At 69.3% G+C, this 14,772-nt stretch carries 14 protein-coding genes and 1 riboswitch; of the genes, 5 read left to right on the forward strand and 9 right to left on the reverse strand.

Translation table 11 applies throughout. The features are described 5' to 3' along the window. Positions 1-35: 35 nt before the first annotated feature. The 5 genes from mctP to thiO all read right to left on the reverse strand — a co-directional run bounded on the left by mctP (position 36) and on the right by thiO (position 4,470). Positions 36-1,730, reverse strand: a complete 1,695-nt coding sequence (mctP, locus tag AC1DHY_RS01495; protein ID WP_476878213.1) for a monocarboxylate uptake permease MctP — start codon at positions 1,728-1,730, stop codon at positions 36-38. Continuing rightward, positions 1,727-2,008 carry a DUF3311 domain-containing protein gene (locus AC1DHY_RS01500; protein WP_476878212.1) on the reverse strand — a complete coding sequence of 94 codons (282 nt, stop codon included), beginning with the start codon at positions 2,006-2,008 and terminating at the stop codon, positions 1,727-1,729. Before AC1DHY_RS01500 ends, mctP begins: the two co-directional genes overlap by 4 nt. Positions 2,009-2,174: 166 nt before the next feature. Further along, positions 2,175-2,981 (reverse strand): thiazole synthase, encoded by an 807-nt coding sequence (locus AC1DHY_RS01505; protein WP_476878211.1) that lies wholly within the window; start codon positions 2,979-2,981, stop codon positions 2,175-2,177. A 5-nt stretch (positions 2,982-2,986) separates the two neighbouring features. After that, positions 2,987-3,223, reverse strand: coding sequence for a sulfur carrier protein ThiS (thiS, locus tag AC1DHY_RS01510; protein ID WP_476878210.1), 237 nt, complete (start codon positions 3,221-3,223; stop codon positions 2,987-2,989). Next, positions 3,220-4,470, reverse strand: a complete 1,251-nt coding sequence (thiO, locus tag AC1DHY_RS01515) for a glycine oxidase ThiO (protein ID WP_476878209.1) — start codon at positions 4,468-4,470, stop codon at positions 3,220-3,222. The genes thiS and thiO overlap by 4 nt, the downstream gene beginning before the upstream one ends. After that, positions 4,461-4,578: riboswitch (TPP riboswitch) on the reverse strand. It overlaps the preceding gene by 10 nt. A 26-nt stretch (positions 4,579-4,604) precedes the next feature. On the opposite strand from thiO, the gene thiE reads away from it, so the two are divergent. Beyond that, entirely contained in the window at positions 4,605-5,309 is a 705-nt protein-coding gene (gene thiE / locus AC1DHY_RS01520) for a thiamine phosphate synthase (RefSeq protein ID WP_476878208.1), read from the forward strand. Here the strand turns inward: thiE and AC1DHY_RS01525 are convergent, their stop codons facing one another. Next, complete coding sequence (locus AC1DHY_RS01525; protein ID WP_476903062.1) at positions 5,310-5,981, reverse strand: ferritin-like fold-containing protein; 672 nt, start codon at positions 5,979-5,981, stop codon at positions 5,310-5,312. It lies immediately after the preceding gene. Positions 5,982-6,021: 40 nt separating this feature from the next. On the opposite strand from AC1DHY_RS01525, the gene AC1DHY_RS01530 reads away from it, so the two are divergent. The 3 genes from AC1DHY_RS01530 (at position 6,022) to AC1DHY_RS01540 (ending at position 10,573) form a co-directional block, all read left to right on the forward strand. Further along, complete coding sequence (locus tag AC1DHY_RS01530; RefSeq protein WP_476878206.1) at positions 6,022-7,569, forward strand: RNB domain-containing ribonuclease; 1,548 nt, start codon at positions 6,022-6,024, stop codon at positions 7,567-7,569. Between the two features lie 329 nt (positions 7,570-7,898). After that, positions 7,899-9,671, forward strand: a complete 1,773-nt coding sequence (locus AC1DHY_RS01535; RefSeq protein ID WP_476903063.1) for a DEAD/DEAH box helicase — start codon at positions 7,899-7,901, stop codon at positions 9,669-9,671. Between the two features lie 8 nt (positions 9,672-9,679). Then, positions 9,680-10,573 (forward strand): DNA-methyltransferase, encoded by an 894-nt coding sequence (locus AC1DHY_RS01540; protein ID WP_476880508.1) that lies wholly within the window; start codon positions 9,680-9,682, stop codon positions 10,571-10,573. Between the two features lie 31 nt (positions 10,574-10,604). On the opposite strand, the gene AC1DHY_RS01545 is transcribed toward AC1DHY_RS01540, so the two are convergent. Together AC1DHY_RS01545 and AC1DHY_RS01550 are read right to left on the reverse strand one after the other, a co-directional pair. Then, entirely contained in the window at positions 10,605-11,213 is a 609-nt protein-coding gene (locus tag AC1DHY_RS01545; protein ID WP_476903261.1) for a MarC family protein, read from the reverse strand. A gap of 8 nt (positions 11,214-11,221) precedes the next feature. Then, the gene (locus AC1DHY_RS01550; RefSeq protein WP_476903064.1) at positions 11,222-12,067 is read right to left on the reverse strand and encodes a PHP domain-containing protein; all 846 of its coding nucleotides are present in this window, start codon (positions 12,065-12,067) and stop codon (positions 11,222-11,224) included. A gap of 71 nt (positions 12,068-12,138) precedes the next feature. On the opposite strand from AC1DHY_RS01550, the gene AC1DHY_RS01555 reads away from it, so the two are divergent. Beyond that, a complete protein-coding gene (locus AC1DHY_RS01555; protein WP_476903065.1) occupies positions 12,139-13,722 on the forward strand; it encodes an aminopeptidase P family protein in 1,584 nt (527 codons plus the stop codon). Between the two features lie 85 nt (positions 13,723-13,807). Here AC1DHY_RS01555 and AC1DHY_RS01560 read toward each other — a convergent pair whose 3' ends face one another. After that, positions 13,808-14,704, reverse strand: coding sequence for a YflT domain-containing protein (locus AC1DHY_RS01560; RefSeq protein WP_476878386.1), 897 nt, complete (start codon positions 14,702-14,704; stop codon positions 13,808-13,810). Positions 14,705-14,772 lie beyond the last annotated feature (68 nt).

Below are 14,772 nucleotides of genomic sequence, written 5' to 3' on the forward strand. Positions count from 1 at the left end.
ATGTCTACTGCTGGTCAGTACGTGTCTCCTGCTGGTCAGTACGTGGGGCCTCCCGGCTCGGCCAGCGGGTGCTCGCGCTGGAGTTGGGCCACCTTGGGATCGTTCTCGTCGGCGCCGTAGTCCGAGGACCGGGTGATGTCCGTGCCTTCCCGGACTTTCATGGCCCGGAAGAGCGCCGTCAGGACGGCCGCGACGATCAGGTTGATGGCGAACGCCACCACCGCGATGTACACCTGGATGTCGGTGCCCGGGATCGCCGCGATGGACCCGCCGAAGTGGGCCTTCGTCACGGGGTTGACCACGTTGTACGCAGCGATGGTGCCGTACAGGATGCCGGCCGCCCAGCCGATGAACAGTGCCCGGCGGTGGAACCACCGGGTGTAGAGCCCGGCCACGATCGCCGGGAAGGTCTGCAGGATCCAGATCCCGCCGAGCAGCTGCATGTTGATTGCTGCGGACTGGTCCATCGCGATCACGAAGATCAGGGCACCGAACTTCACCACGAGGGATGCGATCTTGGAAACGCTCGCTTCCTGGCGGGGGGTGGCGTCGGGCTTGATCAGGTCCCGGTAGATGTTCCGGGTGAACAGGTTGGCGGCGGCGATGGACATGATGGCCGCCGGCACCAGGGCACCGATGGCGATCGCGGCGAGCGCAATCCCGGCGAACCAGGACGGGAAGTGGTCCAGGAACAGCTGCGGCACCACCAGCTGCGGGTTGATGGTCCCGTTCAGGTCGGTCGGTTTAGTCCCCGCGTAGATGGCCGCGTAGCCCAGCAGTGCAAGGAACCCCAGCATGAGCGAGTAGAGCGGCAGCACTGCGGCGTTCCGGCGGATGGTGTTCCGGCTCTTGGTGGCCAGGACGCCGGTGATCGAGTGCGGGTACATAAACAGGGCCAGGGCGGAGCCGAGGGCCAGCGTCCAGTACGCCGAGTAGCTGGCGGCGCCCGGGATAAAGGCCCCCGCCGGTTTGCCCGTGGCCGGGTTGACGGTCCCGAGCTTCGTCTGGGCGGCGTCGAAGATGGTGCCCCAGCCGCCGAACTTGATGGGCAGGTAGATCACCGCGACGATCACCGCAAGGTAGATCAGGAGGTCCTTCACGACGGCGATCAGGGCCGGAGCGCGGAGGCCCGAGGTGTACGTGTAGGCCGCCAGGACCACAAACGCGATGATCAGCGGCAGGTCTGTCAGCAGGACGTTCTCGGCGCTGCCCAGTCCGAGGACGGTGAGCACCGCTTTGATGCCCACCAGTTGCAGGGCGATGTAGGGCATGGTGGCGACGATCCCGGTGACGGCGACGGCGAGTGTCAGCGCCTTGCTGCCGTAGCGGCCGCCGACGAAGTCCGCCGGCGTGACAAAACCGTGCCGGTGCGAGACGGACCACAGCCTGCTCATCAGCAGGAACACGATGGGGTACAGCACGATCGTGTAGGGGACGGCGAAGAAGCCGCTCACGGCTCCGGTGGCCCACATGGCCGCGGGAACGGCCACAAAGGTATACGCGGTGTAGAGGTCGCCGCCCAGCAGGAACCAGGTCACCCAGGTGCCGAAGCCGCGGCCGCCCAGGCCCCACTCGTCCAGGCTGTGCAGGCCGGTGTTTTCCTCCCGCCGCCACCGCGCGGCGAAGAAGCCGAGGGCGGCGACCAGGACAAAGAGGACGATCACAATGGTCAGAGCCACACCGTCGACCGGCCGGTCCGGTGCTGCCAGGGGCACGGCTGCGGGGTTCATCGTTCCTCCCCCATCCCGGCCTGGCCCCGGACAGCTTCACGCCGCCGGCGGTCCTCCTTGGTCACCAGCCAATAGGAGATGCCCACCAGGGCCGCGGTGACCGGGATCCAGGCCATTTGGTACCAGTAGAAGAACGGGATACCCGCCAGGCGCGGCTGGTCGAAGGAGTATCCGGGTACAAATAACGGAACCACGATCGCGATCAGCAACAGAATTCCGGAAATCACGTACGGGCCGGGCTTGGCCGGCCCCCGCGTTGGCACATCAGGACTGGACATCGTCGCCTCCTCCTCGAGACGGGCCCCCGGTGCGGGAAGGCTTCCCGGGACGTGCCGGCGACCTGCAGACCACGGTGTGCCGCGGTCTAAGGGACACAATAGACACGTTGCCGTTTCCGCAACAGTGCTCAACTACCCTGCAGTACGTTTCCGTGGCCCGCTGCGGCTAGAGGAACTCGGCACGGCCCTCCATGGCGGAGGACGCGAGCGCGTGTTCCCGCCGCGGAATCCGGCCCGCCAGCCGTGCCAGGCGCCCGGCGATGACGGCGTGCTTGAATGCCTCGCCCATCAGGGCAGGGTCCTGCGCCCGGGTGACGGCGGTGGCCAGCAGCACGGCGTCGCAGCCCAGCTCCATGGCGAGCGCCGCGTCGGACGCGGTGCCGATGCCGGCGTCAAGCACCACCGGCACCGAGGCCCGGGACACGATCAGCTCGATGTTGTGCGGGTTCAGGATGCCCAGCCCCGTGCCGATCGGGGCGCCCAGGGGCATCACGGCGGCGGCACCCAGGTGCTCAAGCCGGAGCGCCAGGACGGGGTCGTCATTGGTGTAGGCAAAAACCTTGAAGCCACGGCCCACCAGCTGCTCCGTTGCCTCCACCAGTTCCAGGGCGTCCGGCAGCAGGGTGTGCTCATCGGCGATGACTTCGAGCTTCACCCAGTCCGTCTCCAGGGCTTCCCGTGCCAGTTCGGCGGTAAGCACGGCGTCCCGGGCGGTGAAGCAGCCGGCGGTGTTGGGCAGCACCCGGATGTTGTGGTCCGCCAGCAGCTGGAACAGCGATCCGCTCTCGGCCGGGGAGTAGCGGCGCATGGCCACCGTGGTGAGCTCGGTGCCGGAGGCCACCAGCGCGGCGCCCAGTCCGTCGAGGCTGGGCGCGCCTCCGGTGCCCATGATCAGCCGCGAGCGCAGGTCGACGCCGTCCACGGTCAGCAGGTCACGGCCCGGCTCGGTCTGGGTCAGTACGGTCTCTTCCATGGCGTTTATCCTCCCTGCACTGCGGTGACGAGTTCGACGTCGTCGCCCTCGGCGAGCGCCGTCGCGTGCCATTGGCTGCGCGGGACCACCTCGGCGTTGCGGGCGACCGCGACGCCGAGCTTCCGCCCGTCCGTGGCCTGGCCGTTGGCGGCAAGCGGCCGTCCGGTGACCCCGCTGACCAGGGCGCTGACGGTGGCGCCGTCGGCGACGGCGTGCTGTGCTCCGTTGAGCCTGATGTTCATGCTGGTGTCCTGTCTTTTGCTGAGAATCTATGGGCCGCGGCCTGGGGGCGGGGAAAGCGGTCGGGGCGGAACCGGGCCCAGCGCGGATCCGGCCGGCCGTCCAGCAACGCCTGGCAGATCGCCGCGGCGGCCGGAGTCAGCAGGACCCCGTGCCGGAAGAACCCGGTGGCGATGATCAGGCCCTCGATGTCAGGGCCATCCCCCGGACCGGCGACCCGCCCGATCAGCGGGGCGTTGTCCGGTGTGCCCGGCCGCGCCCGCGCTGTGGCTTCCAGCAGTTCGAGTTCGGCGACCGCCGGAAGAAGCTGCTGGGCGTCACGCAGGAGCTGGTAGACGCCGCCGGCCGAGACCGCGCTGGCGGTCGAAGGTGCGTCCTCGCGCTGGGTCGCGCCGATCACCACCGTGCCGTCGTCCCGGGGCACGATGTACACCGGGACCCCGCGGACCAGCCCCCGGACCGTGGAGCCCAGCAAGGGACGGAGCCGGGGCGGCACCCGCAGCCTGAGGATGTCACCGTAGACGGGGCGCAGCGGCAGCACCAGCCCCTGCGGCAGGGCCTGCAGATCGGTTGCGCCGAGGCCGTTGGCCACGACCGTTTCGGTGGCGCGGATATCTCCCCCGCCCTCCAGCCGGGCCCCGGCGACGCGGCCGTCATCCCAGAGCAGGGCGGCCGCCCGGCTCGGCACGGCCACGAATTCTGGGTCGGCGGCCAGCAGACGCCCCATCCGTGCCAGCAGCCGCCGCGGGTCCACCTGGTGGTCGGCGGGGATGGCGAAGGCGCAGGAGATGCCGGGGCTCAGGAGGGGCTCCCGGGACCGTGCCTCCCGCACCGTCAGGGGGTCCACGGCCAGGCCGCACGCCAGCTGCACCTCCCGCAGGTCGGTGAGCGCCCGGCGGTCGGCGGCGTCCACGCCGACGGCGAGGGTCGGCGTCGTGCTGTAGCCGGTGCTGCCCGGCTGCGGGCCGCCGTCGGGCAGGCCCCCGGGCGCGCCGTCGGCCAGGCTGGCGGCGAAGGCCGGCCACAGCCTGGAGCCTTCGAGCATCAGGGCCAGGAGGTCTTCCTCCTGGTAGTGCAGTTCGCTGACCGGCGCCAGCATGCCGGCGGCGGCCCAGCTGGCGCCGCTGCCAGGGGCATCATCGATGAGGGCCACAGTCCGGCCGGAGCGGCGCGCTGCCCAGGCGATTCCGTGGCCGATCACTCCCCCGCCGATCACGGCGACGTCGTACGGTACGGCTGGTGGGGTCATGGTTTCCTTCCCTACGCCGGTACTAACCGGATCAGGTCAAGCGGTCGGCTCTGACGCCCTCTCAGCCCGGCGGCCGCGTACGGCCCGCGGGCTCCCGCGGTATGCGCCCAGTTTAGAGGAACTACGCTTGGGATATGAGCCAGGACCTGCACACCACCGCCCGCCTGTATCTGTGCACTGATGCACGGAAAGAGCGCGGGGACTTTGAAGATTTTGTCGACGCTGCCTTTGCCGGCGGGGTGGACATCATCCAGTTGCGGGACAAGTCGCTGGAGGCGGCCGAGGAACTGGAGCTCCTCGGGGTCCTGCACGCCACGGCGCAGCGGCACGGCCGGCTGTGGGCCGTCAATGACCGCGCCGACCTCGCCTCGCTGGCGGGTGCGCCGGTCTTCCACATCGGCCAGAAGGACATTCCGTTCACGGCGGCCCGCGACTTCCTGGGCAAGAACACGGTGATCGGCATGTCCACCCACACGCCGGACCAGGTGGACGCGGCCATCGCCGCCTCCCCGGGCCGGACCGGCTTGGACTACTTCTGCGTGGGGCCGGTCTGGGCGACGCCCACCAAGCCTGGCCGCGCCGCGGTCGGAACGGACCTGGTGCGGTACGCCGCCGCGGCGATTTGGCGGGCCTCGGAAGCCGGCGTCGGCAAGGTCTCCGGAGTGGTGCCGTGGTTCGCGATCGGCGGGATCGATCTGGGCAACGTGGAGCAGGTGGTCGACGCCGGGGCCCGCAGGATTGTGGTGGTCCGGGCGATCACCGAGGCCGCGGACCCGGCGGGCGCAGCGCGCGCCCTGCTCGCCGCGCTCGACGCCGGCGCGGATTCCGACGTCGGCTAGCTAGCCCGCGAGCCCCAGCCCGGACATCCGGCGGGAGTGCCCGGCGGCGAGTTCCGCGGTGAGCTCCCGGGCGAGCTCACCGGCCCGGGCCGGGTCCTCACCGGCCAGCCCGTCGAGGAACGCGTGGTCCACACTGACCCGTTGGGCCTGGGTGAGCGCCTCGCCGAGCAACCGCCGGGCCCACAGGGCCAGCCGGGAGGCCAGCCGCGGGTCATCGGCCAGCGCCGCCTTCAGCCGCTCCCGGAGCACGGCCGTCGCGTCGCCTGCGGACTGGACCTGCTCGATCAGGCCGGCCGTCCCGGCGTCCACATAACCCGAAACCCGCCGGTAAAAGTCGGCGGAGACCGTGTCGATCACGTACGCCTTCATCAGTGACTCGTACCAGTCGGCGGGCCGGGTGCGCTCATGGAAGTGGTCCACCGAGGCCTGGAACGGCTGCATCGCCTCCTCCGCGTCCACGCCGAGTTCGGCCAGTTTCGCGCAGACCAGCTCGAAGTGCTGGAACTCGATGACGGCAAGGCGGCCCAGCACGGACCGGTCGTGCAGGGTGGGCGAATACCGGGCGTCGGAGGAGAGCCGTTCGAACGCCGACAACTCCCCGTAGGCCATAACGCCCAGCAGGTCCCTGCGGAAACGGTTGAAGCGGGCGGGCTCATCCGGGGAGGTGCTCATGCTTCAACACTAGCGGCGGAAATCGGGCTACCCTGATTCCGTGTCTCATCATCGCCTGACTCCGAGCGTCCGACAGCAGCAGAACCAGCTGGCCCAGGCGCTTAACGCGCTGCGCACCGTCCTGGAACTGCCGGGACCGTTCCCGGCCGACGCGCGGCGGGACGCCGAGGCCGCCGTGGCCGGCCATGAGCTGCCCGGCCTGGACCTGACGCACGTGGAGTTCGTAACCATTGATCCGGCGTCCTCCACGGACCTGGACCAGGCCCTGTACATCGACCGCTCCGGTGACGGCTACAAGGTGTTCTACGCGATTGCCGATGTCCCCTCCTTCGTGGCTCCCGGCGGTGCACTCGACGCCGAGACCAGGCGCCGCGGGCAGACGTTCTACACCCCGGACGGCCGGATCCCGCTGCACCCCGAGATCATCAGCGAGGCCGCCGGCAGCCTCCTCGCCGACCAGCTCTGCGCCGCTTTCGTCTGGGAGTTCGACCTCGACGCGGCCGCCGAGGTGTCCTCGGTGCGGGTCCGGCGGGCGCAGGTCCGCAGCCGTGCCAAGCTCAGCTACCACGGTGTGCAGGCGGACCTCGACGCCGGGACCGCCGCGCCCGTGCTGCAGCTGCTCAAGGAGGTGGGCAGCAAACGGGTGGAGCTCGAGCGCGCCCGCGGCGGGGCAAGCCTGAATATTCCCGAACAGGAAATTGAGCAGCTGCCCGACGGCGGCTACCGGATCGTCGCCGCCCCGCCGCTGCCGGTGGAAGACTGGAACGCCCAGATTTCCCTGATGACCGGGATGGCCGCCGCCGAGCTGATGCTGCAGGGCAAGGTGGGCATCCTGCGCACCATGCCGGCCCCCGATGAGCGCTCGCTCCGGCACTTCCGGCGCCAGACCGGCGCCCTCGGCAAGCCGTGGGACGGCCGGATCAGCTACGGGGAATACCTGCGGACCCTGGATCCCACCGACCCGCGCCAATTGGCCATTGTGCACTCGGCCGGGATGCTGTTCCGCGGCGCCGGCTACACCCCGTTCGACGGCGTGGTTCCCGAGGACGCCATCCAGTCCGCCATCGGGGCGGCGTACGCCCACTCAACGGCCCCGCTGCGCCGCCTGATCGACCGGTTTGTCCTCGTCATCTGCGAGGCGCTGTCCAACGGCGACGAGGTTCCAGGGTGGGCCCGCGAGGCACTGCCCTCCCTGCCGGCGATCATGGCCGCCTCCGACCAGTTGGCCGCCAAACTCGAGCGGCTGGCGCTGGACACAGTGGAGGCCGCCCTGCTCATCAACCACGTCGGCCAGGAGTTCGACGCCGTCGTCATCTCCGGATCGAAGCCGGCCAAAAACGGTGCACCCAACGGCGCGAATGGCGCGAATGGTGCGAACGGTGCGAATGGTGCCCCGGCCAACGCCAACGGCAACGGCAACGCGAATGGAAACGGGAACGGCAACGGCCCGTCCGGGATCGTCCAGATCGCCGAGCCCGCGGTGACGGCACGCTGCCCCGGCGAGCTGGAGTCCGGCACCCAGGTGCGGGTGCGTGTGGTATCCGCGGACATCGTCACGCGGGAGGTCCGGCTGGAGCTGGTGGGCTGAATTACCCCGTCCGGGCCCAACACCGCACCCGGAGCCGGTGTGGCCTGTGCCGCGCCGCTGCCAGCCGCCGTCGGGGTTCCGAACGCCGAACAGCTAGACTGGAACGGTAGTAATGGATGCCCGGTCGTTGATTTCCATTTTTTATGAATTCAACAAGCCCGCCCCTACGCGATCTTGAGACACACCCGCTGGTCCCAGTGCCAGCACCTAGATAGCCCGCGATCGGCTTCCACTGGACATGCTTGCGCGCCTGTGCGTGCTCCGGAACGGCCGCCCGGCCGGCCCCGTCGAGCAAGCAGCGCAGCCCAAATGAATAAGGAAACTCCCCTGTGAGTGAATTGCACACGCACCAGCTTCTGACCGACGAATCCGGCACGGAAACGATCGAGCCGGAAGAGACCATCATCTCTGACGAGACCCCCCACGAAATCGCGGAAAAGTCGTTCGCCGACTACAACGTCCGCGCCGACATCGTTGAATCCCTGGCGGACGCCGGCATCACCCACCCGTTCCCGATCCAGGCCATGACCCTGCCCGTCGCCCTCGGCGGCCACGACATCATCGGCCAGGCCAAGACCGGTACCGGCAAGACCCTCGGCTTCGGCATCCCGGCGCTGCAGCGTGTGATCGGCCGCGACGACGCCGGCTACGCCGCGCTGCCCGCCCCCGGCGCGCCCCAGGCCCTCGTGATCGTGCCGACCCGTGAGCTCGCCGTCCAGGTCGCCAGCGACCTGCAGACCGCCTCCCGCAAGCGCAACGCCCGGATCACCACCATCTACGGCGGCCGCGCCTACGAGCCGCAGGTCGAGGCGCTGCAGCAGGGCGTCGAGGTCGTCGTCGGCACCCCCGGCCGCCTGATCGACCTCTACAAGCAGAAGCACCTGGTCCTCAAGAACGTCAAAATGGTCATCCTGGACGAGGCCGACGAAATGCTGGACCTCGGCTTCCTGCCCGACGTCGAGACCCTGATCGCCGGAACCCCGGCCGTCCGCCAGACGCTGCTGTTCTCGGCCACCATGCCCGGCCCGGTCATCGCAATGGCGCGGCGGTACATGACCCAGCCCACCCACATCCGCGCGGCGGACCCCGAGGATGAGGGCCTGACCAAGCGCGACATCCGCCAGTTGATCTACCGCGCCCACAGCATGGACAAGGTGGAGGTGGTGGCCCGCATCCTGCAGGCCCGCGGCCGCGGCCGGACCATCATCTTCACCAAGACCAAGCGCACCGCCGCGAAGGTTGCCGAGGAACTCGTGGACCGCGGGTTCGCCGCGGCCGCCATCCACGGCGACCTCGGCCAGGGCGCCCGCGAACAGGCGCTGCGCGCCTTCCGCAACAACAAGGTGGACGTCCTTGTCGCCACCGACGTCGCGGCCCGCGGCATCGACGTCGACGACGTCACGCACGTCATCAACTACCAGTGCGTCGAAGACGAGAAGATCTACCTGCACCGCGTTGGCCGCACCGGCCGCGCCGGCAACAAGGGCACCGCCGTGACCTTCGTCGACTGGGATGACATGCCGCGCTGGGGCCTGATCAACAAGGCCCTGGGCCTGAGCTACCCCGAACCGGTCGAAACCTACTCCTCTTCCCCGCACCTGTACGAGGAGCTCGACATTCCCGAGGGCACCAAGGGCCGCCTGCCCCGGGACAAGCGCGTGCTTGCCGGTGTGGACGCCGAAGTCCTCGAGGATCTGGGCGAGACCGGCAAGAAGAACGCCCGCGGCGGCGCGCCGGCCGGCGGCCGTGACGGGTCCAGGACCGGCGGACGCGACGGCGGCCGTGCGCCCCGTGAGGGCGGCCGTTCAGGCAACCGCGAAGGCAACCGCGAGGGCAACCGCGAAGGCGGCCGTGACGGCGCCCGCGAAGGATCGCGCGAAGGCGGCCGCTCCGGTGAGCGCCGACGTCGTACGCCGGAAAAGGACACCACCGCCGCGGCACCCGCCGAGGCAACGGGCCGCGCTGCGGCAACCGCCGGCGCCCCCACCGAGGTAGACCGGGCCACCCGTGCCCGCCGCCGCACCCGCACCCGCCGCCGCAACGGCGAAGTGGTGGCCGGCGAGGCACAGGGCGGAGCTACGGCACGCGGCACCGAGGCCTAACCCGCACCATGGCTGACACCGTCTGGGCGCCGGACGGCAGCAATCTGGTGGTACACGCGGACAACGCGGAGTACCTCCCGACGCTGCCGGACGGCGCCTTCACACTCATTTACGTGGACCCGCCGTTTAACACCGGGCGTGTCCAGCGGCGCCAGGAAACCAAAATGGTGCTGAATGCCGGGGGCGAGGGCGACCGTGTCGGCTTCAAGGGCCGCTCCTACGACACCATCAAGGGTGCGCTGCACAGCTACGACGACGCCTTCAGCGACTACTGGTCCTTTTTGGAGCCGCGGCTGGTCGAAGCGTGGCGGCTGCTGGCCGATGACGGCACGCTGTACCTGCACCTGGATTACCGCGAGGTGCACTACGCCAAGGTCATGCTCGATGCGATCTTCGGCCGGGAGTGCTTCCTGAACGAAATCATCTGGGCCTACGACTACGGCGCCCGCGCCAAGTTCCGCTGGCCCACCAAGCACGACAACATCCTCGTCTACGTGAAGAACCCGGCGAAATACCATTTCGACAGCGCCGAGGTGGACCGTGAACCGTACATGGCGCCCGGGCTGGTGACACCGGCCAAGCGGGAACTGGGCAAGCTGCCCACCGACGTCTGGTGGCACACGATCGTCTCCCCCACCGGCAAGGAAAAAACCGGCTACCCGACGCAGAAACCCGAAGGCCTGATCCGGCGGGTGGTCGCCGCCTCATCCCGGCCCGGCGACTGGTGCCTGGATTTCTTCGCCGGTTCGGGCACGCTGGGCGCCGTAGCGGCCAAGCTCGGCAGGAAGTTCGTCTGCGTGGACCAGAACCAGGCTGCCGTGGACGTGATGGCCAAACGGCTGGGCGCATACGCCGAGTTCACGGCCCAGCCGGAAGCCGAACCGCCGGCGGTCCCCAGCTAGCCCTTCGGCTGCTGGCCGGCAGGCGCCGTCGTCAGGTCCAGCTCTTGACGAACGCGTGCACGGCGTCGGCAATCATCTGCACGGCGATCGCGGACAGCAGCAGGCCGGCGATCCGGGTGACCAGCTCGACGCCGTTCTCGCCCAGCGCGCGCTGCACAAGGCCGGCGAACCGCATCGCCAGGTACAGGGATGCGAGCGTGACCGCAATGCCAAGCCCGACGGCGAGGTACTGCGCCATGCTTCCCGAACGCTGAACGAAAACCATGACCGCCACAATCGCGCCGGGGCCCGCCATCAGCGGGGTCCCCAGCGGCACAAAGGCGACGTTTTTGTACTTGGCCGCGTTCTCCTCGCCGCCGGTGGAACCGGTGAGCAGCTGCAGCGCGATGAGCACCAGCAGCAGGCCGCCCGCGCCCTGCAGCGCCGCCAGCGAGATGTGCATGTAATTGAGGATGGACTGCCCGAAAATCGCGAACGTCACGATCACGCCGGTCGCCACCAGCAGCGCCTGCAGCGCGGAACGGTTGCGGTCCCGGGCATCCATCTGGGCGGTCAGGGACATAAAGATCGGAACGGTGCCGGGCGGGTCCATGATCACGAACAGCGTGACGATCACCGAGGCCAGGAGCTGAAGGTCAATCCAGTCCATCAGCGCACCACGGACGTTCCGCTGGCCTGTTCCTCGATCCGGGCCAGCACCTCCGGGGCGGTCAGGTTCTCGCCCAGCAGGTTCGGTTTCCCGGCCCCGTGGTAGTCCGAGGAGCCGGTCACCAGCAGGCCGTGCTGTTCGGCGAGGCGGCGCAGGAACACCCTGCCCTCTTCCGGGTTGTCCCGGTGGTCGATCTCGAGCCCGGCCAGGCCGGCGTCGATCATCTCCCGATAGGTGCGCTCCCCCACTACCCGTCCGCGGGAGGACGCCACCGGATGCGCGAAGACCGGCACACCGCCGGCGTCGCGGACCAGTTCGACGGCGTATGCCGGATCCGGCGCGTAGTGCTGCACCCAGTACCGGGAGCGCGAGGTCAGGATGGTCTCGAAGGCCTCGCTGCGGTCCGCCACAACACCCGCGGCCACCAGGGCGTCGGCGATGTGCGGGCGGCCCAGGGTGGCGCCCGGGGCTACGTGGTGGATGACGTCGTCCCAGCTCAGCGGGTAGTCCTCGGCGAGCAGGCTGACCATTCGTTCGGCGCGGGTGAACCGGGCGTCCTTGGCTTTGGTGATTTCCTCCAGCAGCCCGGGGTGTGCGGGGTCGTGGAGGTAGCTGAGGAGGTGCACGCTGATGCCCTCACTGGTCCGGCAGGAGACTTCCATCCCGGGGACCAGTGCCACGCCGAGGTTCCGCGCCGCGGCCGAGGCCTCTGCCCAGCCGTCGGTGGAGTCGTGATCGGTCAGGGCGACGACGTCGAGCCCCGCCTCCGCAGCCGACGCGATCACCCCCGCTGGGGGCTGGGTGCCATCGGAAACGTTCGAGTGGGCATGCAGGTCAATCCTCACCTGCCCAGCCTAGTAGATCCGCCGGGGCGGCTTGTTGGCCTAAGCCGCGCCGCTGGTGAGACTATGGGACGGTGAACGATGCAGATAACACCCAAGTCTCCACTTCCCAGCCCCTCGAGGAGCGCGTCAACAACCGCTCACAGCGGCCCAGTTCCGACGCCTTCAAGGCATTTATGGCCAGCAATTGGGCTCCGGCCCCGGACCAGCTCCCCGAGCTGGATGCCGTCGCCGGCCACGCCGCGGCCCGCCGTCGAGCCATCTCCGAGCTGTTCAAAGGTGAACGCCTGGTCATCCCCGCCGGCCCGTTGAAGGTCCGCTCCAACGACTGCGACTACCGGTTCCGCCCGCACTCAGGCTTCGCGCACCTCACCGGCCTGGGCCTGGACCACGAGCCCGACGCTGTGCTGATCCTCGAGCCCACCGATGAAGGTGCCGGCGACGACGGCGGCCACCACCGCGCGACGCTGTACTTCCGGCCCCTGGCCGGCCGCGACACCGAGCAGTTCTACGCCGACTCGCGCTCCGGCGAGTTCTGGATCGGCGCCCGTCCCACCCTCGCCGAGTTCAAGGCCAAGCTGGGCCTGGAGACCGCCGACCTCGGCGAACTCGAGCTCGCCATCACCAAGAACGTCGGCGCCCCTGAAATCGGCGGCACCTCCATCCGGCTGGTGCGCAAGGTGGATGAGAACATCGACGCGCTGGTGGACACCGCCCGCTACAACACCGCGAAGGATCCGGAGAACCTGGACCTGGGTGTCCTGGACGCCCTGGACGAGAAGCTCAGCGAAGCCCTCTCCGAGCTGCGCCTGATCAAGGACGAGTGGGAGGTCGAACAGATGAAGACCGCTGTGGCCGCCACGGTCCAGGGCTTCACCGAAGTGGTCAAGGCCCTGCCGCGGGCCCTGACCCACCACCGCGGCGAGCGCGTGGTCGAAGGCGCGTTCTTCGCCCGGGCCCGCGAAGAGGGCAACGAACTCGGCTACGACACCATAGCCGCCTCCGGCAACAACGCCACCGTCCTGCACTGGACCCGCAACACCGGCAAGGTCACCGCCGGTGAGCTGCTGCTGCTCGACGCCGGCGTCGAGGCCGATTCCCTGTACACGGCGGACATCACCCGCACCCTGCCGGCCAACGGCACCTTCTCCGAAATCCAGCGCAAGGTCTATGAGGCAGTGCTCGACGCCGCCGACGCCGGCTTTGCCGCCGCGCAGCCCGGCACGAAGTTCCGCGACATCCACACTGCGGCCACCACGGTGCTGGCCGAGCGCCTCGCCGAGTGGGGCCTCCTGCCGGTCTCCGTTGAGGAGGCCATCAGCTCCGAAGGCCAGCAGCACCGCCGCTGGATGCCGCACGGCACCAGCCACCACCTGGGCCTGGACGTGCACGACTGCGCCCAGGCCAAGCGTGAACTGTACCTCGACGGTGTCCTGACCCCGGGGATGGTCTTCACGATCGAACCCGGCCTCTACTTCAAGGAAGAGGACCTCGGGATTCCGGCCGAGTACCGCGGCATCGGCGTCCGGATCGAGGACGACATCCTGATGACGGCCGACGGCCCGGTCAACCTGAGCGCCGCGCTGCCGCGCCGGGCCGACGACGTCGAGTCCTGGATGGCCGGCATCTACCAGGAAGTCGAAGCCGAGCAGCCGTAGCAGCCGGAAGACACATAAGAAGACACAAAAAGGGAGGGCCGCCGGTGATGAACCGGCGGCCCTCCCGTTTATCGTGAAGGTGTCCCTACTGCTGGTCACCCTCGCGGCGGGGGGCGTCCTGGCGGGGGGTCTCCTGCCGGGGCTCCTCCGTGACCCGGACACCGTACTGCGGGCGCCCGTCGGGCAGGTCGGGGTAGGCGATGGCGGAGGGGCGGGACGGCTGCTGTTCCTGCACGGCTTCCCCGTTGGCGCCAGGCTCGCGGCCGGCGTCGGCGGTCCGTTGGCCGTAGGGGTCGCTCCAGCCCGCCGGACGCTGCGGAGCCTGGCCCTGGCCGGGCTGGCCGTAGCCCTGCGGGCCCTGGCCCGGCTGGCCGTAGCCCTGCGGGCCGTGGCCGGGCTGGCCCGGCTGCTGCGGGCCCGGCTGGTACTGGGGCTGGTGGTCCGGCTGCTGGCGCACCGGAGCGGAGGCGTCATGATGCGTCATGGGAAGCTGGTGCAGCAGGCGGCGGGCCTCGTGGGCAGCCTCAAAGGCCACCACGACGTCGTAGTTCGTGGCCACAACCTGGCTGGTGGAGGTGAAGTCGCGCTTGCCCCGCTGCATCGCGTACGTGACGATGCCGAACAGCATAAAGAAGGCGGCACCCATCAGGACCGAGGTGACGATCGAGAAGTAGCCGCCGGTCTCCGAGAAGAAGGAGAGCATAACGCCCACGAACAGGCCGAACCACATGCCGCTCAGCGCACCGGAGAGCGCAACGCGGGGGTACGTCAGGCGGCCGGTGACGCGCTCCACCATCTTCAGGTCATTACCGACGATCGAGACCAGCTGCACCGGGAACTGCTGGTCCGCCAGGTAGTCCACCGCCTTCTGGGCGTCCAGGTAGGAGTTGTAGGAACCGACAGTGTCCCCCTTGGGAACCGTGCGGGACTCGTCCGCCCCGCCGGGAACACCGGCCTTAGGACCACCAAAAATGTTTGACATACGCCCATTCTCACCCATCCGGCTGGGCAGTACCTGCAAATTCAGCTAAAAGAGAGCGGACTCGGTAG

The sequence above is a fragment of the Arthrobacter sp. 05L44 genome (assembly GCF_056397605.1).

Coding starts and splice junctions, on each gene's coding strand:
- mctP (WP_476878213.1), bottom strand. CDS start 1,730: ATGAACCCCGCAGCCGTGCCCCTGGCAGCACCGGACCGGCCGGTCGAC.
- AC1DHY_RS01500 (WP_476878212.1), bottom strand. CDS start 2,008: ATGTCCAGTCCTGATGTGCCAACGCGGGGGCCGGCCAAGCCCGGCCCG.
- AC1DHY_RS01505 (WP_476878211.1), bottom strand. CDS start 2,981: ATGGAAGAGACCGTACTGACCCAGACCGAGCCGGGCCGTGACCTGCTG.
- thiS (WP_476878210.1), bottom strand. CDS start 3,223: ATGAACATCAGGCTCAACGGAGCACAGCACGCCGTCGCCGACGGCGCC.
- thiO (WP_476878209.1), bottom strand. CDS start 4,470: ATGACCCCACCAGCCGTACCGTACGACGTCGCCGTGATCGGCGGGGGA.
- thiE (WP_476878208.1), top strand. CDS start 4,605: ATGAGCCAGGACCTGCACACCACCGCCCGCCTGTATCTGTGCACTGAT.
- AC1DHY_RS01525 (WP_476903062.1), bottom strand. CDS start 5,981: ATGAGCACCTCCCCGGATGAGCCCGCCCGCTTCAACCGTTTCCGCAGG.
- AC1DHY_RS01540 (WP_476880508.1), top strand. CDS start 9,680: ATGGCTGACACCGTCTGGGCGCCGGACGGCAGCAATCTGGTGGTACAC.
- AC1DHY_RS01560 (WP_476878386.1), bottom strand. CDS start 14,704: ATGTCAAACATTTTTGGTGGTCCTAAGGCCGGTGTTCCCGGCGGGGCG.